Origin of the sequence: Deinococcus deserti VCD115 (assembly GCF_000020685.1) — a bacterium.
GTDB lineage: Bacteria > Deinococcota > Deinococci > Deinococcales > Deinococcaceae > Deinococcus > Deinococcus deserti.
Genome location: NC_012526.1, coordinates 1933993 through 1954820, shown reverse-complemented (window position 1 = coordinate 1954820; position 20828 = coordinate 1933993). Strand labels below are relative to the sequence as shown.

The 20828-nt window shown below is 64.5% G+C and carries 24 protein-coding genes and 1 riboswitch; of the genes, 10 read left to right on the top strand and 14 right to left on the bottom strand.

Translation table 11 applies throughout. The annotated features are described in order from the left end of the window. Positions 1–126: 126 nt before the first annotated feature. Positions 127–390 carry an acylphosphatase gene (locus DEIDE_RS09285; protein ID WP_012693699.1) on the top strand — a complete coding sequence of 88 codons (264 nt, stop codon included), beginning with the start codon at positions 127–129 and terminating at the stop codon, positions 388–390. A 229-nt stretch (positions 391–619) separates the two neighbouring features. Continuing rightward, positions 620–952, top strand: a complete 333-nt coding sequence (locus DEIDE_RS09280; RefSeq protein WP_012693698.1) for a hypothetical protein — start codon at positions 620–622, stop codon at positions 950–952. A gap of 315 nt (positions 953–1267) precedes the next feature. Here DEIDE_RS09280 and DEIDE_RS19445 read toward each other — a convergent pair whose 3' ends face one another. Next, positions 1268–1456 carry a hypothetical protein gene (locus DEIDE_RS19445; protein WP_202796666.1) on the bottom strand — a complete coding sequence of 63 codons (189 nt, stop codon included), beginning with the start codon at positions 1454–1456 and terminating at the stop codon, positions 1268–1270. 83 nt (positions 1457–1539) lie between these two features. After that, the gene (locus DEIDE_RS09275) at positions 1540–1983 is read right to left on the bottom strand and encodes an OsmC family protein (protein ID WP_012693697.1); all 444 of its coding nucleotides are present in this window, start codon (positions 1981–1983) and stop codon (positions 1540–1542) included. Positions 1984–2063: 80 nt separating this feature from the next. Here DEIDE_RS09275 and DEIDE_RS09270 point away from each other — a divergent pair, with 80 nt between their 5' ends. After that, positions 2064–2900, top strand: coding sequence for an alpha/beta hydrolase (locus tag DEIDE_RS09270; RefSeq protein WP_012693696.1), 837 nt, complete (start codon positions 2064–2066; stop codon positions 2898–2900). A gap of 83 nt (positions 2901–2983) precedes the next feature. Here the strand turns inward: DEIDE_RS09270 and DEIDE_RS09265 are convergent, their stop codons facing one another. Next, positions 2984–4432 carry an NAD-dependent succinate-semialdehyde dehydrogenase gene (locus DEIDE_RS09265; RefSeq protein WP_012693695.1) on the bottom strand — a complete coding sequence of 483 codons (1449 nt, stop codon included), beginning with the start codon at positions 4430–4432 and terminating at the stop codon, positions 2984–2986. 200 nt (positions 4433–4632) lie between these two features. Between DEIDE_RS09265 and DEIDE_RS09260 the strand changes: the two genes are divergently transcribed. From DEIDE_RS09260 to DEIDE_RS09240, 5 genes are all read left to right on the top strand, one after another. Next, positions 4633–5415 (top strand): phage holin family protein, encoded by a 783-nt coding sequence (locus DEIDE_RS09260; protein WP_012693694.1) that lies wholly within the window; start codon positions 4633–4635, stop codon positions 5413–5415. Then, positions 5415–6131, top strand: a complete 717-nt coding sequence (locus DEIDE_RS09255; protein WP_012693693.1) for a hypothetical protein — start codon at positions 5415–5417, stop codon at positions 6129–6131. Before DEIDE_RS09260 ends, DEIDE_RS09255 begins: the two co-directional genes overlap by 1 nt. An 80-nt stretch (positions 6132–6211) precedes the next feature. Continuing rightward, positions 6212–6595: a Fur family transcriptional regulator gene (locus DEIDE_RS09250; protein ID WP_012693692.1), complete on the top strand. Its 384-nt coding sequence runs from the start codon at positions 6212–6214 to the stop codon at positions 6593–6595. Positions 6596–6917: 322 nt separating this feature from the next. Then, positions 6918–8291 carry an O-acetylhomoserine aminocarboxypropyltransferase/cysteine synthase family protein gene (locus tag DEIDE_RS09245; protein ID WP_012693691.1) on the top strand — a complete coding sequence of 458 codons (1374 nt, stop codon included), beginning with the start codon at positions 6918–6920 and terminating at the stop codon, positions 8289–8291. Further along, positions 8288–9286: a homoserine O-acetyltransferase family protein gene (locus DEIDE_RS09240; RefSeq protein WP_012693690.1), complete on the top strand. Its 999-nt coding sequence runs from the start codon at positions 8288–8290 to the stop codon at positions 9284–9286. Before DEIDE_RS09245 ends, DEIDE_RS09240 begins: the two co-directional genes overlap by 4 nt. Before the next feature lie 31 nt (positions 9287–9317). On the opposite strand, the gene DEIDE_RS09235 is transcribed toward DEIDE_RS09240, so the two are convergent. From DEIDE_RS09235 to DEIDE_RS09210, 6 genes are all read right to left on the bottom strand, one after another. Further along, on the bottom strand, positions 9318–10427 hold the full coding sequence (locus DEIDE_RS09235; RefSeq protein ID WP_041227199.1) for a glycosyltransferase family 4 protein: 1110 nt from the start codon (positions 10425–10427) through the stop codon (positions 9318–9320). Between the two features lie 39 nt (positions 10428–10466). Beyond that, complete coding sequence (locus tag DEIDE_RS09230; protein ID WP_012693688.1) at positions 10467–11354, bottom strand: bifunctional 5,10-methylenetetrahydrofolate dehydrogenase/5,10-methenyltetrahydrofolate cyclohydrolase; 888 nt, start codon at positions 11352–11354, stop codon at positions 10467–10469. A 12-nt stretch (positions 11355–11366) separates the two neighbouring features. Then, the gene (gene purH / locus DEIDE_RS09225) at positions 11367–12899 is read right to left on the bottom strand and encodes a bifunctional phosphoribosylaminoimidazolecarboxamide formyltransferase/IMP cyclohydrolase (RefSeq protein WP_012693687.1); all 1533 of its coding nucleotides are present in this window, start codon (positions 12897–12899) and stop codon (positions 11367–11369) included. Between the two features lie 83 nt (positions 12900–12982). After that, positions 12983–13070, bottom strand: a riboswitch (ZMP/ZTP riboswitch). Positions 13071–13138: 68 nt separating this feature from the next. Then, the gene (locus DEIDE_RS09220) at positions 13139–13543 is read right to left on the bottom strand and encodes a RidA family protein (protein ID WP_012693686.1); all 405 of its coding nucleotides are present in this window, start codon (positions 13541–13543) and stop codon (positions 13139–13141) included. Positions 13544–13611: 68 nt separating this feature from the next. Next, positions 13612–14190, bottom strand: a complete 579-nt coding sequence (locus DEIDE_RS09215; RefSeq protein WP_012693685.1) for a hypothetical protein — start codon at positions 14188–14190, stop codon at positions 13612–13614. A gap of 58 nt (positions 14191–14248) precedes the next feature. Next, on the bottom strand, positions 14249–14611 hold the full coding sequence (locus DEIDE_RS09210) for a winged helix-turn-helix transcriptional regulator (RefSeq protein WP_012693684.1): 363 nt from the start codon (positions 14609–14611) through the stop codon (positions 14249–14251). A gap of 88 nt (positions 14612–14699) precedes the next feature. Here DEIDE_RS09210 and DEIDE_RS09205 point away from each other — a divergent pair, with 88 nt between their 5' ends. Beyond that, the gene (locus tag DEIDE_RS09205; protein ID WP_012693683.1) at positions 14700–15320 is read left to right on the top strand and encodes a nitroreductase family protein; all 621 of its coding nucleotides are present in this window, start codon (positions 14700–14702) and stop codon (positions 15318–15320) included. 72 nt (positions 15321–15392) lie between these two features. On the opposite strand, the gene DEIDE_RS09200 is transcribed toward DEIDE_RS09205, so the two are convergent. Further along, the gene (locus DEIDE_RS09200) at positions 15393–15887 is read right to left on the bottom strand and encodes an NUDIX hydrolase (protein ID WP_012693682.1); all 495 of its coding nucleotides are present in this window, start codon (positions 15885–15887) and stop codon (positions 15393–15395) included. After that, complete coding sequence (prfA, locus tag DEIDE_RS09195; RefSeq protein ID WP_012693681.1) at positions 15874–16974, bottom strand: peptide chain release factor 1; 1101 nt, start codon at positions 16972–16974, stop codon at positions 15874–15876. Before prfA ends, DEIDE_RS09200 begins: the two co-directional genes overlap by 14 nt. Before the next feature lie 196 nt (positions 16975–17170). Between prfA and DEIDE_RS09190 the strand changes: the two genes are divergently transcribed. Beyond that, positions 17171–18133: a homoserine dehydrogenase gene (locus DEIDE_RS09190; protein WP_012693680.1), complete on the top strand. Its 963-nt coding sequence runs from the start codon at positions 17171–17173 to the stop codon at positions 18131–18133. A 70-nt stretch (positions 18134–18203) separates the two neighbouring features. Here the strand turns inward: DEIDE_RS09190 and DEIDE_RS09185 are convergent, their stop codons facing one another. From DEIDE_RS09185 to DEIDE_RS09175, 3 genes are all read right to left on the bottom strand, one after another. Then, positions 18204–18632, bottom strand: a complete 429-nt coding sequence (locus DEIDE_RS09185; RefSeq protein ID WP_012693679.1) for a CoA-binding protein — start codon at positions 18630–18632, stop codon at positions 18204–18206. Further along, positions 18629–19954, bottom strand: a complete 1326-nt coding sequence (gene hemL, locus DEIDE_RS09180) for a glutamate-1-semialdehyde 2,1-aminomutase (protein WP_012693678.1) — start codon at positions 19952–19954, stop codon at positions 18629–18631. The genes DEIDE_RS09185 and hemL overlap by 4 nt, the downstream gene beginning before the upstream one ends. Before the next feature lie 125 nt (positions 19955–20079). Beyond that, complete coding sequence (locus DEIDE_RS09175; RefSeq protein WP_012693677.1) at positions 20080–20814, bottom strand: hypothetical protein; 735 nt, start codon at positions 20812–20814, stop codon at positions 20080–20082. Between the last annotated feature and the right edge of the window lie 14 nt (positions 20815–20828).

The window sequence follows — 20828 nt, the reverse complement described above, 5'->3', positions numbered from 1 at the left end:
CCATTCTAGGGTTCCTCATATGAGGCGCACTGTGCGTTTTCCTCACCCTCACGTCAGGCTGAACAAGCCTGGTCAGCGAAAGCTGGGCCACGGTCTGCTGCGTTTGTGGCGTTAGCATGTGCCGGTATGCGCCTTACCGCCCTGATTTCCGGCACCGTACAGGGCGTCGGATACCGCCGTTACGTCCAGCGATATGCCCGAGACCTGAATGTCAGTGGATATGCCGAAAACCTGTCTGATGGCCGGGTTGAAGTGGTGGCTGAGGGTCATGACCCGGACCTGCAGCGCCTGCTGCACTGGATTGGTCGCGGCCCTCCCCATGCCCGCGTGCGGGAAGTCCAGACCCAGTACAGCGAGGCGACGGGACTGCGTGACTTTCACGTGTACTGACTACAGGTGTTCGGCCGGCCAATTTGCATGTTTAGCAAGGGGAACGGCAGGCAAAACCAGCACCCCTGGTCAGTGGATTGGTCGGGTGCTCCGCGGGTGACAACGTGATGAGCTGACGCTTTCTCGGAGCCTGCACAATGCACATGTACGGTCATTTCGTGGACGGACACGGCCAGGAATGAAGGGGTGGGCTGAGCCGCTTGGTTCAGCTTTGCCCTAATCTGCATGAATGGCCCGCCGTCAATCCAACTCCACCTGGCCCGATCCCACCCCTGAGGCTGAGCCACTCGCGTGCGCTCTGTGCCAGCGTGAAACCCCCGCACTGACCCAGCATCATCTGATGCCGGTCCTGGCTGGGCGCCGCAAGGGCATGAAAGTTCAGGACCTGCCCACCGTGGGTCTGTGCTCGGCCTGCCACGGCTACGTCCACAGCACATTTTCCAACGCCGACCTGGCTGGACCCTACAGTTCCCTGGAGGCACTGCAGGAGCACGAGGGCGTCATCAAATTCGTGAAGTGGGTGAAGAAGCAGCCGGTGTCTAAGTCAGTGAAGGTCAAGTAGATTTCAAGGAGCAGCAACCAGGATTGATTTCCCGTCCGACTCTGGCGGGAGCTTTGCTGATTTACGTGACGCCGGCGGAAGCGGCAGGACTCATTGCCGCTTCCGCCGGCGTCACAACAGACGTATCAATGCGCAGAGCGCCGGGCAGCGGTGGCAGGACGCCCTGACTGTCCAGAGAATGGCGCAGTTGTTCCGGATCACGCATTTTCGCCCGCTGCAGCCGCTCAGGGAGGGTAAGCCGTCGGCACAGTTCGAATATGGGGCATTCCAGCCAGACCGGGACATAACGCGCCTGGCGTGCCTGGGCCACGTCGCTTATTCGTTGCGCGGATGCCACACCGCTGGGCTGGGCCGCAATCCGTCGGCACCATAGGGCTTGTACACCGCGTCGCGGAACAGGTGATTGTCCAGCAGGACCGCACCGGTCAGTTCGGCGAGCTTAAGGCCGACTGTCCGTTTCTCGCTTCCAGGAGCGCCAATCAGGTGATACACGACAGGACACATGTGGGCAGGAGTGAAAGCAGTGCATCTGCCAGACGACGAGGGGCCCTGACTTACCACCAGGGCCCCTCGCGCTCAGGAAAGGGTTATTCGAGGACAGCTTCGTGGGTAATTTCCACGTTGCCTTTCATCACGCGGCTCAGGGGGCAGGCATCGGCTGCCTGGGCCACATGCTTTTCAAACTCGGCCTGATCGATGTTGCCGACCTTCCCGCGGATGGTCAGGCGCATGGTGCTGACCTTGAAGCCGGGACCATCCTTGACCATCTCACAGGTGGCTTCGGTGCGCAGGTCCTCGGGCTGATGGCCATGCGCGGCAAGCATGGCAGAAAGCTGCATGGTGAAACAGCCGGCGTGGGCTGCAGCCAGAAGTTCTTCGGGGTTCGTGCCGGGGGCCTTGTCCTGCTCGAAGCGCGCCTTGAAGGAGTAGCTGTTGTCCTTCAGGGCGCCACTTTCAGTGCTGACCGTGCCATTACCGCTTTTCAGGTCTCCGAACCACTGAGCGTTGGCCTTTCTCGAAATGTCTGCCATGTTGCCCAGTCTGTGGGCTGCAGGTGATGGCTGGCACTCAAGACCGTTTATATGAACTTCATGCCCGGTAAACTGCCAGCATGACGCTGCAGCAGTGGACAGTGCCGGGCGCACCTGTGACGGGGTATGTATGGCCCGCTTCCAGCCCTCGTGGTGCGGTCCTGCTCTCGCATGGGGTGGGCGAGTACGCCGGGCGATATGTCGAGCGCTACCACGCCCTGATTCCGACACTGGTCGCGGCAGGCTTCACGGTCTATGCCTATGACCAGCGCGGGCACGGTCAGTCAGCCGGTCGCCGTGCCGTGGTGGACATGAGGGTGCTGGTCGAAGATCACCTGCTGGCCCGGGAGGCGCTGCGCGGGCAACCAGGTCCGCTGTTTGCCTTCGGACACAGCATGGGCGGGCTGGTCACGGCGGCCAGTGTGGCCCGTGATCCGCGTGGGCTGGCCGGCGTCATCCTGACGAGTCCCGCGCTCCTGGTTGGTGAAGATGAATCGCCCCTGCTGAAAAAAGTGGCTCCGCTGCTGGCCCGGATTGCACCCGCACTGCCGGTCACGGCGCTGGATACTGCCAACCTGTCGCGCCTGTCTGACGAAGTCAGTGCCTACCAGGCAGACGCCAGCGTGTACCAGGGCAAGGTGCCGGCCCTGACCGCCGCGAGCATGCTGACCCTCAGTGCGCGGCTGTGGGCGTCGTACGAACGCTGGACGCTGCCTACCCTGGTAATTCATGGCTCAGCCGACCGCATCACCGACCCACGCGGCAGTCAGCGGTTTGTGGAGGGAATTGCCAGCACCGACAAGACCTTCGTGCATCTGGAAGGCGGGCACCATGAACTGCTCAACGATGAGTGCCGCGCCGAGGTCCGTGACCGGATCGTGGAGTGGCTCCAGGCGCGCGGCAGCCAGCAGTCCTGATCATCCAGGCCTTTGAATCAACGGAAGGCGGCTCCAAACGGAGCCGCCTCAAGTTTCGCGTGATTGATTACCCGATGCGGGCGTCAGACACCCATGGAAATGAACTTGATCTCCAGGTACTCATCCAGGCCCCAGTGGCCACCTTCGCGGCCCACACCACTGTTCTTCATGCCGCCGAAAGGCACGTTGGGCGCGCCGTTGCTTGGCCCTCCATCGTTGATGCCCACAATGCCGTATTCCAGGGCCTCGGCCACCCGCCACGCGCGGCTCAGGTCACGGGTAAAGGCGTAGGCGGCCAGACCGTACTCACTGTCATTGGCCAGACGCAGCGCTTCTTCCTCGGTATCGAACAGCACGATGGGCGCCACCGGACCGAAGGTTTCTTCCCGCAGGATCAGGCTGTCGGGAGCCACGTTGGTCAGGATGGTCGGCTCGAAGTACAGCCCCCCTGTCGCCTTGCCCCCCACGGCAGCGACGGCTCCACGGTCCAGGGCGTCTTTAACATGGGCCTGAATCTTATCCAGCCCAGCCTGCTCCACCACTGGTCCAATACGGGTCTGGTCGTCAAGCGGGTCTCCCAGGGTAAGTTTCGCGGTCCGTGCGCTCAGGAGGCGGGTAAATTCCTCGGCGACCGAACGCTGCACATAGATGCGGTTGGTGCAGATGCAGGTCTGCCCGGCGTTGCGGAACTTGCTGCTGATCACCTCGCGTGCCGCGCGCTCCAGGTCCGCGTCCTCAAAGACCAAGAAGGGAGCGTGGCCTCCCAGTTCCAGGGAAACGCGCTTCATGGTCCTGGCGGCCTGCTCGTACAGCAGCCGGCCCACGGGCGTGCTGCCGGTAAAGGTCAGCTTGCGCACGCGGGTGTCTTCCATAAACGGCGCCGTGAAGGCGGCGGCGTCATTGGTAGGCAGTACCTGCAGCGTGTTGGCCGGTCCGCCGGCCTCCAGCCAGAGTTCGGCCAGATACAGCGCCGTCATGGGGCTCTGTTCGGCCGGCTTGAGAATCATCACGCAGCCGGCAGCCAGGGCCGGGGCGGCCTTGCGGGTAATCATGCCGGCAGGAAAATTCCAGGGCGTCACCGCGTACACGATGCCTACCGGCTCCGCACTGGAAAACCCACGCTTGTTGCCCAGGCGCATGGAAATGCGCTCGCCGCCGATGCGGCTGGCTTCCTCGGCGCACCATTCGATAAAGCTGGCCGCGTAGTGCACCTCGCCGCGCGTTTCGGTGATGGGCTTACCCATTTCCAGCGTCATCAGCCGGGCGAGCTCTTCTTTGTGCTGCAACATCAGGTCATGCCAGCGGCGCAGCACCTGCCCACGGTCGTACCCGGTGGTCTGGCGCCACTCCCGCAGCGCTGTCTCGGCGGCGTCAATGGCGCGCCGCGCGTCGTCTGCGGTACAGTCGGCCACCGCGCCGATGCTCTGGCCATTGCCAGGGTGAAAGACCTCAAAGGTGCGCGGGGCCGTGTGCCATTCCCCCGCGAAGTAGGCTTTCACGCGGGCCACGGGGTCAAGCTGGGTGATGGTCATGCCTCAGTCTGCCTCAAGATCGGCTGTTGAAGGTACCGGCGTTCATGGTGACCGGACCCTGGCCCTCACGTCTGCCCACGTGAGGGCACAGCCCCCGCAGAGTTGAGGATTTCTTGGGCCTGCCAGGAGACTGAAGCCGGATTCACTATGCTGGGGCACAACCCGCCTGCCGTGATGGCAGGCCACCCGGAGGATGAAGTATGGAAGAACGCAAGAGCATGGGGAGCGCACTGGTCGATGTCTTCGACGCAGCCGTAACCCTCGTGAAATCAGAGATCAACAATGTGGCCCGCAAGGTCGGCGACGTTGCCAAAGCCAAGGGGATTGGCGTCGTCATGCTGCTGGCGGCGGTAGGACCGCTCATCATGGGCCTGATCTTCCTGATCCTGACCGTCTTTTATGGGCTGATGGCCATGGGTCTGCCGGCATGGGCCGCTGCGCTGATTATCGCCATTCTGAGCCTGGTGGTGACGGGCCTGCTGGTCATGATGGGGCTGAAGAAGCTCTCTGCCGAGGTTCCAAGCGACGAGCCTCTGATGCACAAAGACCCCTCCACCATGACCGAGGACGAACGCCTGGAGGCGCAGTATCAGGCCGAACAGCAGGCAGTCAAGCAGTCCGCCAGCAAGCCTGCTACGGTCTCAGCTCCCGTCAGCGGCTCGCACGTCGCTTCCGGCACAACCACCTACGGCGTCGGCTCAGAGCACCGGTCGGCAAAAGACGTTGAGGGTCACGCCTCGGGGATGCAAAGCACCGCCAACAGTGAACCTGTACCGGTCTACGAAAGCACACCGTCCGGCCAGCCTCAGGTCTACGGCGATAACCTGAACAAGAAACTCGATGACGACCATGGAGACCATGGAGACCATGGCCACGCGCACGACCCCAATATTCAGCATCCGGTCGTGCTTAAGGATCAGCCGGGCATCACCGTGAGCACCACGCCCACGTTCAAGGAAGATATGAAGAAGGAGGGGTACTGATGGCCGACCAGCCCAAGCCCACTCAGCCGGTTTCATACGCCCCGGTCCCCCAGCCCATGACCGAACGTGAGGCAGCGCGCGAACGCCTGCGCGCCAGTGTGGACGCGCTGACCCGTGAAGCCAGCCTGCAGGCCCAATTGCAAAAAGAGCCGCTCAAGATGCTTGGTGGAGCTTCGGCTGTTGGCGCAGTCATCGGGCTGATGATGGGCCGGAGTCTGCGGCGCAGTAAGAAGATCTATGTGGATGCGGGCAGTCCCGTCAAGCATCAGAAGGCTCTGATCAAGGCGCAGAAGAAGCAGGCCGGGACGGGCGTGAGCGGGGCCCTGGTGGCTACGCTGGGTACTCTGGCGATCCGCTCGCTGACCGAGAAGGTCCTGACCCCGAAGCTGGAGGAACTGTCAGGTTCAATGCTGCAGAAGGCCGGACAGCCCGGCGCCGCTCGCTCCAACACAGGCACGAAGGCCGGCAGCACGCCTACCGTCACCACTCCTGGCGTGCCAGTCAGGGTGACGCCCTCCAGCCTGGGGCCCGCCACTGTGACCGGCACTGCGGCAAGCAGCAACGCGGTCTCTGCGGGCGCCAGCTCCGGAACCAGCCCTGTTGCTTCGTTCCTCAAGCACCCTGGCGTGGTCCCCACGCCCGAGAGCCGCGTCGAGGCCAAGGCGGTGGGCACCCCGATTGCCCCCGAAGAACGCTCCAATCCCAACGCGCGCTGAACTTCTGAATTCCCGGCAGCCCACCGCCCAGGTGGGCTGCTTTTGATCGGGCGTTCTCAAAATTTGCTATTCTGCCTGGCATGACCGCGACCCGCAGCACCCGCCAACGCGACGTGATCTCCCGCGTGTTGGACGGTGCAGAAGGCCCCCTGACCGTGGCTGAGGTCCTGCGCCGCGCTCAGGCGGACCTGCCGGGACTGGGCATTGCCACGGTGTACCGGACCCTGAAGCTGCTGACCGAACAGCGGCGAATTCACCCGGTTGCACTGGACGGCGAGACCCTGTACGAGCCCAGTGGCCGGGGCCACCACCATCATTTTTCGTGCACCCACTGCCACCGCGTGTTTACCCTGCATAGCTGCCCTTTAAACCTGCCGGCTGGCCATACGTATCCCGGAGGCTTCGTGGTCGAGGCCCACGAGGTTACGCTGTATGGCCGCTGCCCGCAGTGCGCCGCCGGTTGATCACCTGCAGATAAACAGCATGTCCGGACGTTTACCTTGACCGCACTTGCCCCTGGGCGGTAGGTTATTGGATAGCTCCTGCGTGGAGCAACCCACTTCAGAGCGCCCGAGAGACCTGGCTCGTAGACGGCGCGGCAACCGGACCTCATCGCGTCACGGTGCCCCAGCCAGCCCACTGCACGTTAACGATGATGCCTGCGCGTGGGAGCAAGAGGGAAGGTCACGCGGATGAAATACGCGCCCCTTCTCAGTTCCGAGAGGGGCGCTGCTCGTTCGGGCGCCCCCACAGATCCCGTCCCATTTTCTGTGAGGAGGCCACCCCATGGCTCTGAAATTTGAGACCCTGCAGGTTCATGCCGGGCAGCATCCCGACCCCACAACCGGCGCTCAAGCCGTACCGATCTACGCTACCAACAGCTACGTGTTTCAGTCACCTGAGCACGCCGCTGACCTGTTTGGCCTGCGGGCCTTCGGGAACATCTACAGCCGGATTCAGAACCCCACCACCGCGGTGTTCGAAGAGCGGGTAGCGGCGCTGGAAGGCGGCGTTGGGGCGCTGGCCGTTTCCAGCGGTCACGCCGCGCAGTTCGTGGCGATCACCACGCTTGCCCAGGCCGGGGACAACATCGTCGCCAGCCCCAACCTGTATGGCGGCACCATCAACCAGTTCCGCGTGACTCTCAGGCGCCTGGGAATCGAGGTGCGCTTTACCAGCAAAGAAGAGCGGCCTGAGGAGTTCGCGGCCCTGATTGATGACCATACCCGGGCCATCTACCTGGAGACCATCGGCAACCCGGCTCTGAACATCCCAGACTTTGAGGGTGTGGCAGCTGAGGCCCACGCGCGTGGCGTTGCGGTCATTGTGGACAACACGTTTGGCGCAGGCGGATACTACTGCCAGCCACTGCGGCATGGGGCTGACATCGTGACGCACAGCGCCAGCAAATGGATCGGCGGGCACGGAAATGGAATTGGCGGTGTCATCGTAGACGGCGGCACCTTCGATTGGGGCAACGGCCGTTACCCCCTGATGACTGAGTCCTCGCCGAGCTATCACGGCCTGAACTTCTGGGAAACCTTCGGTACCGGTAACCCGCTGGGCCTGCCTAACGTGGCTTTTATCATTCGCGCCCGTACCGAGGGCCTGCGCGACCTCGGCACGACTCTGGCCCCCCAGCAGGCCTGGCAGTTCCTGCAGGGTCTGGAGACACTCTCACTGCGCGCCGAACGTCATGCAAACAACGCCCTGACCCTGGCCTCCTGGCTGGCTGCACACCCTGACGTGAGCCGCGTGACCTACCCTGGCCTGAGCAACCACCCCCATTACGACCGCGCCCAGCATTACTTTCCGCGTGGAGCGGGCTCCGTGCTGACGTTTGAGCTGCGCGGCGGCCGCGCAGCGGGAGAGGCGTTCATCCGCAGCGTGAAGCTGGCACAGCACGTGGCCAACGTGGGCGATACCCGGACCCTGGTGATTCATCCGGCCAGTACTACCCACAGCCAGCTGGACGAACAGACCCAGGCGACGGCAGGCGTCACGCCCGGCCTGGTCCGCGTCTCCGTAGGGATCGAGCACATCGATGACATCCAGGAGGATTTTGCACAGGCGCTGGCTGTGGCTTTCGACCTGCTGCCTTCCAGTGAGGAGCAGGCTGTGCCTGCAGGCCCCTCCTCCTTTGGCGTGGAGGGAGGGTGACCGCCCTGACGTACCCTGCTTCCCACCTGCCCCCCGCCACGCCGGAGCGATGTTCAGGCCTGCAGACGGTGACCCTGTTCTGCAGCGAGCCGCTGCTGCTGGACTGTGGTCAGGCCGTGACCCACGTCCGAGTGGCCTACCATACCTACGGCGAGGCGCGTGAGGACGCCACACTTGTCCTGCATGCCCTGACGGGAACCAGCGCGGTGCACGAGTGGTGGCCGGAGTTTCTGGGTGAAGGTCGTCCGCTGGACCCGACCCGCGATTTCGTGGTGTGTGCCAACGTGATTGGCGGCTGCGCGGGCAGTACCGGCCCGGCGGAGCTTGCTTCCGTAGGCGGCCAGGACGCCTCGCTGAGTCTGCGGGACATGGCCCGCGTGGGACGCGCACTGCTGGACCATCTGGGCGTGCGCCGGGTGAGTCTGGTAGGCGGCAGCATGGGCGGCATGCTGGCCTATGCCTGGCTGCTCGAATGCCCGGATCTGGTGGAAAAGGCCGTAATTATCGGAGCGCCGGCGCGTCACTCGCCCTGGGCAATTGGTCTGAATACCGCCGCACGCAGCGCCATCCAGGCCGCCCCTGGAGGAGAGGGCCTGAAGGTGGCCCGTCAGATCGCCATGCTGTCCTACCGCAGTCCTGAGAGTTTTGCGCTGACGCAGGCCGGACAGCGCTCGCCCGGTACCCCGGCCATTACGTCCTACCTGCAGTATCAGGGCGAGAAGCTGCATGCGCGCTTCTGCGAGCGGAGCTACGTGGCACTGACCTGGGCGATGGACATGTTTCAGCCGACCGATGACGAACTGCGCAGCATCCGCGCCCCGGTCCTGGTCGTGGGCATCCGCAGCGATGTGCTGTATCCGCCAGCCGAGGTGCAGGGCTACGCAGCCCTGCTGCCCCATGCACAGTACTGGGAACTGGACAGCGTTCATGGTCACGACGCTTTCCTGATGGACGCCCAGGATCTCCCGGAGCGGGTCCGCGCTTTTCTGAGCTGAGCGGTACCGCTGCTCTGGTGGCCTCGCCGCATTACCGGGAGTGTTGAGTAAGGACCTCCCGGAGCATGCTGCCCACTTGATGGGTGGTGCCTTCCAATGTGTGGGCAGCCAGCACATGGGCCCGGGCAGCGTGCCCAAACTGGCGAGCCCGATCAGGGTGAGCCGCCAGAGCCTTCAGGGCACGGGCCAGCAGAGCCGGTTGAGGCGGGACGAGCAAGCCGTCCACGCCGTCGCGCACCAGTTCGGCCTGGGCGGGGATTGGTGTGGTCACGACCGGAAGCCCGCTGCTCATGGCCTCCAGCGTCACCAGTGACTGGTTCTCTGCCAGGGTGGGTTGCAGCAGGACGTCGGCAGCGCGGTACAGCTCTGGCATGTCCCAGCGCCGTCCCAGGAACCGGGCGTTGGCCAGCCGTAGCCGCCTCGCCAGGGTGCTGGCCAGTCGGCCCATGCTGGAATCCATATCTCCACAGAACACGAAGTCGAGTTCCGGCGCGTGACGGGCGGCCAGAAGGGCAGCCAGTTGATTTTTCTCAGGAGCGAAGCGTCCTGGCACCAGGACGGTAAAGCGGGTAAAACCCAGTGACTCGCGCAGAGCCAGACGTTCCTCGGCCATGGCTGGCCGGAAGTCGTCGGTGCGGACGCCGTTACTGACCACGTGGACATCCTTGAGCCGCATGTTGCGCCGCATGAATTCGCCCGCCCACCGGGACACGGTGGCTACGGCGTCGGCTGACCTCAGCGGACCGGCCTTCGTCCAGGGATACACCTCCAGATACGAGGCCCGCAGCGGCTGCGGATAGTGAAAGTCCAGCTGATCGTGGCTGATGACCATCCGGGGAGCCACCAGGAGCGGTAACAGCTGGCGGTAAGTTCCAGGGGTCCAACCCTGCACAACCCGCAGGTCAAAGGCGCGTGTCAGCTCGGGTAGATCCGTTAAGGCATGATACCGGTGCACCGGAATGCCTGCGGCTTCGAAGCGTGCAGCGAATGTATCCAGGTTCTCGCGGTCTGACAGAAACAGCGTGGAACGCAACCCCTGGGCCTGGAGCAGCGGCAGCACATCCAGGAGCCAGAGTTCGCTGCCTGCCACCCGCGGCGCGTCGGTCATAAAGGCGACATGAAGGTCCTGGAAGCCAGTCATCGGCACTGATTGTGGCATTGCTCGGCTCCCACGGTCTGTCTAATCTACGTCCTCGCCGCGCTGCAGCTTTACGGCGCGCACCAGATTCTGGTACATCAGGGCGCTGGTCAATGGCCCGACTCCCCCCGGCACCGGGGTCTGGGCCCGCACCGGTAACTCTGCCTCTGCGTCCCCGACCACCTGCTTGCCCTGCACATTAATTCCGGCGTCAATGATCACCTGGTGAGGGTGGACATGCTCTGCGCGCAGCAGCTCCGGATGCCCGACCGCCACGACCACGGCGTCCATGGGAGCCAGGACCCCCCTGAGGTCACGGGTGTGTTCGTTGCACAGGGTGACGGTGACGCCACGGTTATTGAGCATGAAGGCCAGCGGGCGGCCCACCGTGCGCCCCGGGCCGATCACCGCAATGCGCTGGCCGCGCAGATCGTCGCCCAGGACCTCGCGCAGTAGAAACCGCACACTGCGGGGGGTGGGCGGCAGAATCGCCTCCGCCTCACGGCCAGCCGCAATCAGGGCCAGGTTGGCCGGGGTCAGCCCTTCGACGTCCTTGCGGTGAGCCACGTGCAGCAGCGCCGCGTCGGCGTCCAGTCCGCCAGCCAGGGGCAGTTCCAGCATGATGCCGTGAACCTGCGGATCTGCTGACAACTCGCGCAGGACGTCGTGCAGCTCATCCTGGCTGGCATGTGCTCCAAGGTCACGCACCTGCAGGTCCACACCCAGTTTTCTGGCCTGCCGGGCCTTGCTCTGCACGTAGACCTGAGAAGCCGGGTCGCTTGAGGCCAGGACACTGACCAGCCGGGGCTGGAAGGCCGGTTCCTGGGCGGCCCAGTCCGCCAGGGCTGAGCGAACGTCGCGAGTCACGCGCTCGGCCAGCGGTTTGCCGGACAGGGAGGCAGGATTCGGGGAAGGGGAAGACTCAGGCACTGCTGCTTCTCCTCAGTGCCGGAAGTGGCGCGAGCCGGTGAACACCATGCTCACGCCCAGTTCGTTGGCGGCGGCTATGACTTCCGGATCACGCTTGGCGCCCCCCGGCTGCAGGATGGCGGTGACGCCGGACTGCGCGGCCAGCCGGACGACATCGTCGAAGGGAAAGAAGGCCTCACTGGCCAGCACGGCGCCCTGGGCCTTGTCGCCCGCATTGGCCACAGCGCGCTCTGCGGCCCAGATCCGGCTGACGGCGCCCGCACCCAGACCGACAGTCACGCCGCCTCTGGCCAGCACCACGGCGTTGCTGCGGGCGTGCTTGACTGTGGCCCAGGCAAAGCGCAGATCAGCCCACTCCTGGTCGGTGGGCTGGCGCGCCGTCACCACTTCCGGACACAGGTCGTCCCACGGGCGGGTGTCTCGTTCCTGCACCGCGAAGCCGCCGGTCAGGGGCCGCACGTCCAGCACACTGACGCCCGAGGCCTGTGCAGCTACCAGGACGCGCAGGTCCGGCTTTTTCTCGGCAAACCATTCCACCGCGTCGGGCGTGACTTCCGGTGCGATCAGCACTTCCAGAAAGGTGCCGCGCATGGCCTGGGCTGCCTGGAAGTCCACCGGACGGCTGACGGCCACCACACCGCCGAACACACTGAGCGTGTCGGCGTCACGTGCACGTTCCCAGGCGGCGCGCACGTCATCAGCCACGGCCACACCACAGGGGTTGGCGTGCTTGACGGCCACGCACACCGCGCCGTCCTCCTGGGCCGCCAGTTCCTGACACAGGCTCCAGGCGGCGTCCGCGTCGGCGTAGTTGTTGAAGCTCATCGGTTTGCCGGCGACCACCTGGGCATCCATAACGGGCCCGCGTGCCTGCCCCCAGCGGTAGACGGCGCCGGGCTGGTGGGGGTTCTCGCCGTAACGAACCTGGGCGACGCGGTGCAGGTCCACCGTCAGCCGTTCCGGCAACCGGGTCGGCAGCTCTTCGGAGGCACCCTCCAGGTAGGCCGTGATCGCCGCGTCGTACTCGCTGGTGTGGCGGTAGGCCTTGGCCGCCAGCCGGCGACGTTCGCTGCCGGACACCTCGTCCTGCAGGGCCACCGGGTAGTCGGCTGGATCCACCAGGACCAGGACCCCGCTGTGGTTTTTGGCTGCCGAACGGATCATGGCCGGGCCGCCAATGTCGATATTCTCGATCACTTCGGGGTCGGGAGCGCCGCGCGCCACCGTTTCACGGAAAGGGTAGAGATTGACACAGACCAGATCGATGGTGCCGAATCCCTGCGCCTCCAGCTGCGAGAGGTGCTGCGGTTCGCGCCGGGCCAGGATGCCCCCATGAACCGCCGGATGCAGGGTTTTGACGCGGCCGTCGAGCATTTCGGGAAAGCCGGTGACGTCACTGACCTGAGTGACGCTGACGCCCGCCTCCTGTAACGCCTGGAAGGTGCCTCCGGTGCTCAGGACTTCCCAGCCGCGCGCCGTGAGGCTACGCGCGAACTCCACCACGCCCGTCTTGTCACTTACCGAGATCAATGCCCGTTTCGTCATGCTCGTGTCCTCCGCTGTGCTGGTCTCAGGGTGCGGGTTTTCGGCAGATCACAGGCCGAAAACCCGCCTGCATGTGCAGGCGACCCTCCGACCCAGGCGCGCGATCCAATTTGAAGTTCGGGTGACTCCCCCGTGGTTGCCCCACGATCAGCGCCAGTTGTCCCCCGCTCATGGCTCAGCATACAGGCGCGGGGAGGTTCAGGGTTCAGACCCGTACAGAGGTCACGTCATGAATGGTGTTACGGTCCGGCAGCAATCGCTTCGACTTCAATCAGCAGTTCAGGACGTACCAGCGCCGACACCTGAACCGCACTGCTGGCCGGAGGCGACGCCGTATTCACATATTCGTCGCGCACGGCCCGCATCTGAGGCAGATACCGGAAGTCGGTCAGAAAGATGGTCAGCTTGACCACGGCGTCGAAAGTCAGGCCTACGGCTGCCAGAGCCTGCTGCAGGTTCGCGAAGACCTGCCGGGCCTGCGCGGTGAAATCTCCTTCGCCAACGGTGCGGCCCTGGGCGTCCAGCGCGATCTGGCCCGAAAGGTACACCGTGCGGCCGCCCCGGACCTCGACCACGGGTGAGTAACCCGGTATCTGCGCCAGTTCCGGAACAGCTGGGAAATGGATTTCAGGTGGCTCGGTCATGAGGGCAACCCTGACGTGAGGCAGACAACATGTTCACGCTGGAAGAGGTCATGCCGCACGGTCAACAGTCAGTTGCTGTTGCCGCTGCCGTCGGGGCTTGGAGTTGAGGGAAGTGTTTCCTGAGTCGGGGTGACGGTGTTGCTGTCCCCCTGAACTGATGCGCCACCGATCACCCGCCGCAGTTCCTCGATGACCTGGCGCTCCTTATCATTGACCTGCTCGCCGCCTATGCCCAGGAAGCCCCCTTCCTTCGCTGCCTGCGCTGTACGTTCCACAACCTCGATCAGCATCTGTTGGTATGCGGCGGCGTCTTCCTGGCTGGTTTTACTGCTGACCAGCCAGATTGCCTGACGCACTCCCTCAATGCTCTGGGCCACGGCTTCTTCCATATTGCGGGCCTTTTCCTGCTGTGGCAGCGACTGAGGATCTGCCGGAGAGCCCATCAGGTCAGCTGCGATAGCTTCCATCAGGGGGGTGCGGCCTGCCCTGCTGACGTGCTCACGCACGCTGGCGGCAATAGCCTGCGCTTCAGCCAGCAGGCCGGTCAAGCCGCTGGGGCTGGCTGCCACGACGGCGGCTCCCGCCCGGCCAGGACCGGTCATGATTTTGAACCACTCGTCTGCCGTGAAGTTGTCTTTTACGCTCATAAGGCCAGCCTAGTGACCGGCTGGCCTTATGCGTATTGGGCTTTTATTTACCCCTGAGTTATGTGCACGGGCTGGCGGAGGCAAAAGCAGCTTGAGATTCGTCAATCAGGTGCTCTCGTGCCCAACTGTCGATGGCGACAATCACAGTTTGCAGTTCTTTCCCGGCAGGCGTGAGGGTATAAACACTGCGGGCCAGTTTGCCGTGGGTGTCCTCAGTGCGTTTGCGGATCAGTTCAAGGTGCTCGAGATGTTCGAGGCGTTGCGTCAGGGTGGCGCTGTTACAACCGCCCACAGCACGGGCCAGCTCGTTAAAGCCTTTTTCACCGTCCAGCAGAGCACGCACGATGTGCAGCACCCACTTCTCCTGCAGCACGCCGATGGCCCGGTATACAGGGCAGAAGCCAGAGTGCGAGGTGTTCATGTCAATACTGTACACCCAAATCAGAATCAAATTGCTGCAATCATTACACCGATTGACTTTTCAAACTGATTGGCCTATTATAGCACTCATGACTGCTACCGCTACCCAGCCCCTGACCGCTGCCCAGGCCATCGAAACCCGCCGCAGCATTCGCAAGTTCGTGCAGGAACCCATCGACCAGAACGACCTGCGCGAAGTGCTGCGCCTGGCCAGCCTTGCCCCCAGCGCCTGGAACGCCCAGACCTGGCGCTTCGCCGTGGTCCAGGACCCTGCAATCAAGGAGCAGCTGCGTGAAGCTGCCTACGGTCAGGCCCAGGTGACCAACGCTCCCGCCGTCATCGTGGTCTACAGCGATATGGAAGACACCCTGCAGACCGTGGAAGAAACCGCTCACCCCGGTATGGGCGAGCAGGGCCGCACTGGCCAGCGCGCTACCTTCGACGGCGCTTTCGGTGGTCTGGACGTCGCTCAGCGTGGTCAGTGGGGCCTTTCCCAGGCCAACATCGCCTTCGGGTTCCTGATGGTCGCTGCCCGCAGCCTGGGCTACGACACCGTGCCGATGCTGGGCTTCCAGCCCGACAAGGTCAAGGAAATCCTGGGCCTCCCCGAGCACGTTCAGTTTGCTGGCCTGCTGCCTATCGGCAAGCGTGCCGAGGAAGGCTTCCCGCACCACCGCCACAGCATCGACCGCATCACCAAGTTCTACTGAGCACAGAACGCAACAGGCCCGGGACTAAGCCCCGGGCCTTTGTGCTGTGTTTCTGGCTGGACGTCGGTGCGCCTAGCTCCTGGGTTTCAGGGCCGGAATCCGCAGGCCGCCCCGTCCGTCCCACCCCTTGAAAGCATAGAAGCGTCCCGGCTCACCGGTTTGCAGATAGTCGCTGAGCGGCTCTCGCATAGGCGGGGAGTCGAGCTTGTCCAGCGCTTCGTCGATGGAGCAGAACTTCGCCTCCACGATGAATCCGTCTGGGTCGCTGGGGTTAAGAAGACCTTCCCAGGTGGCCTCGAATGCCACAGCGATGGCCCGCTCACCGCGCCGCTCATCTTCGATATGCACCGTATAAGCCATGTGCTTGATGCCAGTGAGCTTCAGCCCGGTCTCCTCGAAGATCTCGCGGTACAGCGCCTCGGGCAGGGTTTCGCCTGGCTCGACCACCCCGCCGGGCAGCGTATGGCGGACCCGGCCGTGGCCCTGCCAGTCGTTGCCGACCAGCAGGACCCTTCCGAGGCGGTCACGCAGCACACCCGCCGCCACCAGCAGGTCACGCCGCGCCATCACGCGCCTCCTCGGCGGAGGCGGCCAGCAGCTGCCGTTCGCGCTCGTCGCGCGCCAGGGCCGAGACCACCGGCCCCAGGCCGCCGGCCATCACACTGTCGAGCGGATGGTTTTTGCTGTCGCCTTCCAGGCGGTGATCGGTCACGCGGTTTTGCGGGTAATTGTAGGTGCGGATTTTCTCGCTGCGCTCGCCGCTGCCCACCTGCGCGGCGCGGTCGCGGGCTTCCTGGGCGTCACGGGCTGCCCGCTCACGCTCGGCCAGTCGGGAGGCCAGCACGACCAGGGCCTTCTCGCGGTTTTTGATCTGGGAGCGGCCATCCTGACATACCACCATGATCTCGTCGGGCGTACCTGCGCGGTAGACGGCCCGCACGGCGCTGTCGGTGGTGTTGACGCCCTGTCCACCGGCCCCCTGCGAGCGGAAGACATCAATACGCACTTCGGACAGGTCTAGCTGAACCTCGCCTTGTTCAGCTTCCGGAAGCACCGCGACGGTGACGGTACTGGTGTGTATCCGGCCCTGCGACTCGGTGGCCGGGACCCGCTGCACGCGGTGGACGCCCCGTTCCCATTTAAAGGCCCGGAAGGCAAATTCCCCGCTGATCTCGGCCACCACCTTGCTGGCGCCGCCCAGGTCCGATTCACTGGCTTCCAGGACGTTCAGGCGCAGCCCTCTGTCCTCGGCGTACCGGGTGTACATGCGCAGCAGGTCCATCACAAACAGGCCGGCTTCCGCGCCGCCGGCGCCCGCCCGCAGTTCCAGAATTACGTTCTTGAGGTCATCCGGGTCGGTGGGCAGCAGCAGCACTTCCAGTTCGGCACCGAGTTGTTCGAGACGAGCTGTCGCCTCTGTGATCTCGTTCTGGGCCAGCTCGCGCATATCGGGGTCGCTCAGCAGTTCCTGAGCTCCACGCAGGTCCGATTCCAGGGCCTCGCGCTCGCGCAGCAGGGTCACCAGCGGCAGCAGCTCACGGTGGCGCCGGGTCAGCCGGGTATAGGCCTGCGGGTCGGCCAGTGCGGCCGGGTCCCCCAGGGCACGCTCAACCATGCCGAACTCGGCCGCCAGTTCTGAAAGCCGGCCACTCACGGACCCGACACAATCCAGCCCGGCAACCAGCCCGGTGGACTCCCACTGCGCGAAACGAACATACTCACAGGAAACATGCCGTGCAGTGTACCGCCCGCGCCCCAGGGGCCGACTGAAGGTGCCCCCAAGATGTCCTTAGCCCCACACCTAACCCGCCCCGCGGCCCTGCACTGGCCTGCGCGTTAGCTTTGAAGCCATGAGAACCGTCACCATCGGCATCCTGGGCAGTGGCACCGTGGGCCAGGATGTTTTGAAGCTGATTCAGCGCCGGGAACACATTTTCACCGACCTGGGCGTTCGCATCGAGGTTGCCGGCGTGCTGGTGCGCGACGTGAACAAGCCGCGCGACGTGCCGCCCGGTACCCGCGTGACCGACCGCGCCGACTTCCTGCAGGAATGCGGCGTGGTTATCGAGTGCATGGGAGGCATCGAGCGTCCGCTGGAGCTGCTGCGGCCCTACCTCCGTTCAGGCCGGGCCGTCATTACCGCCAACAAGGCCCTGCTGGCCGAACGCTGGGATGACCTGCGCGAGCACGCCCTGGATGGCCGGCTGTACTACGAGGCGTCGGTTATGGCGGGCACGCCGGTCATCGGACCCATGAGCACGGTGCTGCGGGCCAGCACCTTTACCCGCCTTCAGGCAGTGCTCAACGGTACCTGCAACTACGTGCTGGGCCAGATGGAAGCAGGGCAGTCGTATGCCGACGCCCTGGCGCAGGCGCAGGCTCTCGGCTACGCCGAGGACCCGCCAACTCTGGACGTGGGCGGGTTTGACACCGCGCACAAGCTGACCGTCCTGGCCCGCTTCAGCGCAGACGGCAACTTTCCCTACAGCGCCGTGCAGATAAATGGCATCGAGGACGTGACCCTGGCCGATATCGAGGACGCCCGTGCTCAGGGCGAGCGTATCAAGCTGGTCGCGCAGCTGGAAAAGGACAACGGAAGCTGGCGGGCGACGGTCGCGCCTCAGCGCCTGCCGCTGACTCACGCCCTGTGCACCGCCGGTGCCAGCCGCAACGCCATGATTTACGAAGGCGAAGAATGCGGCTCACTTATTTTTGCCGGAGGGGGGGCCGGGGGCATGGTGACGGCTTCGGCGATGGTCGGCGACCTGCTCGACTACCTGCTGGGCTTTCCGGGGCACGTGCCGCTGCACTGAGCTGCGGCCGCGCTACGTCGTGTGAAGCCGGACCCCCGTCGCTCAGTGGGTCCGGCTTCACATCAGCTATTTAAAGCAGAGCGCGGTGATCGGCCAGCATGCAGCGGTTCTGAACCACGTCAATGCCCCGCGCCGTCAGCTCCTGGGCAACCTCATCGTTGCGGATGCCCAGTTGCATCCAGACCACCCTGGGCAGCGGGTTCATGGCCAGAATGTCTCCCAGATGCAACCCGACCTTGTCGCTGCGGCGGAAAATTTCCACGACATCTACCGGCACTGTGATTTCAGCCAGAGACGAAACGGCCCTATGCCCAAAGTAGCTTTCGCCACGCTGGGCCAGAACCGGGTTGACCGGAATGATCGTGTAGCCCTGGCGGTACATATATTCCGGAACGTAGTGAGCGGCCTTGGTGCTGTCGCGGTGAAAGCCGACCACGGCAATCACCTTGTTCTCCGTCAGGACGCGGATCACGTCTTCGGTGCCGTGCAGTAGCGTCATACAGGTGTTCCCCCATAGGCGGAGCGTGCCGCTTCCAGCGTGACGTTCAGTTCCCTGTCTGTGTGTGCGCCGCTTACGAAAATGCTTTCAAACTGTGACGGAGCCCAGTACACTCCACGCGCAAGCATGCCCTGAAACCACGTGGCAAAGCCCGTCGTGTCGCTGCGCGCCGCGTCGGCGTAGGTGCGGATGCTGCCGTCGGGCACGTCCTGATGAAAGGCCGTCAGCATGGACCCGACCCGGTTGATGCTGACAGGCACGCCCGCTTCATCTGCTGCGGCACGCAACCCCGAAGCCAGCGCGGCGGTGTATGCCTCCAGCCGGCCGTAGATGCCGGGGTCCGCCTCCAGCGTCTGCAGGGTTGCGAGCCCGGCGGCCATGGCCAGCGGATTGCCGCTGAGAGTCCCCGCCTGGTAAACCGGTCCCTGCGGAGAGACGAAATCCATTACGTCGGCGCGGCCGCCATAGGCTCCCACCGGCAGCCCCCCTCCGATGATCTTGCCCCAGCAGGTCAGGTCCGGTTCCAGGCCCAGCAGGCCCGTGGCACCGTTCAACGACAGGCGGAACCCGGTCATAACCTCGTCGGCCACCAGCAGCGCGCCCGAGGCCTTGACCCGGTGCAGCGCCTCCAGGAAGTCGGGCGTGGGCACCAGCACCCCAGCGTTGCCCACCACCGGCTCGAAAATCACCGCCGCGACCTCGTGACCACGCAGCCGCATCAGGGCGTCCAGGGCAGCGGGATCGTTGTATTCACTGACCAGCGTCAGCGAGGCGTACTCTTCCGGCACGCCGGCGCTGCTGGGGGCGGCCGAGCCCAGCACGCCTTCGGCGTTGGTCAGCAGGCCGCTGCCAGCCTCGACCAGCAGGCCGTCAGCGTGACCATGGTAATTGCCGCGGAACTTCACGATAAATTTGCGTCCGGTAAACCCGCGGGCCAGTCGCAGGGCACTCATGGTGGCCTCGGTGCCGCTGTTGACGAAACGCACACGGCCCGCTCCAGTCAGGCGGGTGACCAGCTCGGCCAGCTCAACCTCGCGTTCTCCGGGGGCACCGAAGCTGGTGCCCCCGGTCAGGGCAGTGGCAATGGCCTCACGGATGGTGGGGTGGTCGTGCCCCAGGATCATCGGTCCCCATGAACCGATGTAGTCCACGTACCGGGTGTCGTCCATGTCGGTCAGGTAGGCGCCATGGGCCTCGCGGATAAAACGGGGCACGCCGCCCACACTTTTGAAGGCCCGCACCGGACTGTTGACACCGCCCGGCGTGACAGCGCGCGCCCGTTCGAACAGGGCCTCGGAGCGCGTAGTGGTGGATGAAGTCATGAGCCTCAAGGTAACGGATACGGATGAGGGGTCGGGAACGCCCCGGCTTCAAGTGGCCTTGACCTTCTGACACAAAGGCGGCAGAGGTTCCGTACTGAACCTCTGCCGTAGGGACGTGAAGTGCGCTACAGCCCGAGCAGGCCTGCCGCCGAGGTGGTGAGCAGCTCCTGGCGGAACGGTGCGACCAGGGCCTTTTCCTGAGCCGTAGCGGTCTGCACCGTGCCGTTCAGGTCCGGCAGCTGGCCACGCTGCAGCGACTCGGCGGCACGCGCAAAGTCCACGTTCGGCAGTCCCAGGGCGCGGTTGACAGCCGAGCGGATGGCCGCGTAACGCTCAGGGCTGAGGTTCTCGCGCTGCAGGGCAGCTGTGTGGGCATTGCGGGCAGCGCCAACGCTGCTGCCGGCGTTGCGCAGCACCCCCACAACCTGCAGCAGATTGGGGCTCTGTCCACCCTGGATATCCGTCCACACGTCCTGCAGTCCGGTAAAGCTGGTTCCCAGAGCTTGACGCACGTCGCGGCGTACCCGCACGAACTTCTGCACCTCGGCCCGGGTCACCGGCGCATTCATGTTCCCGGTGGCTGCAGGAGCATCCTGGTTCTTGCCTGCGGAATCGCTGGCAGCTCCATTGTTGTTGCCGCCGTTTCCAGGCAGCTGCGGCATGACAACTCCGCCGTCACTTTCCTGGCCCGACGGATTCTGACCAGTCTGAGTCTGGGTCTGTGGCGCCCGCCAGCCGCTAAGGAAGTCCTGTGCAGGACGAATTACAGCGAACCACGCCAGCGCACCCAACAGGGCCAGCACCAGCAACGATCCGCCACCACAACCAAGACAACCGCATCCAGGACCACGACTTCTCATACCTTCACCCTACG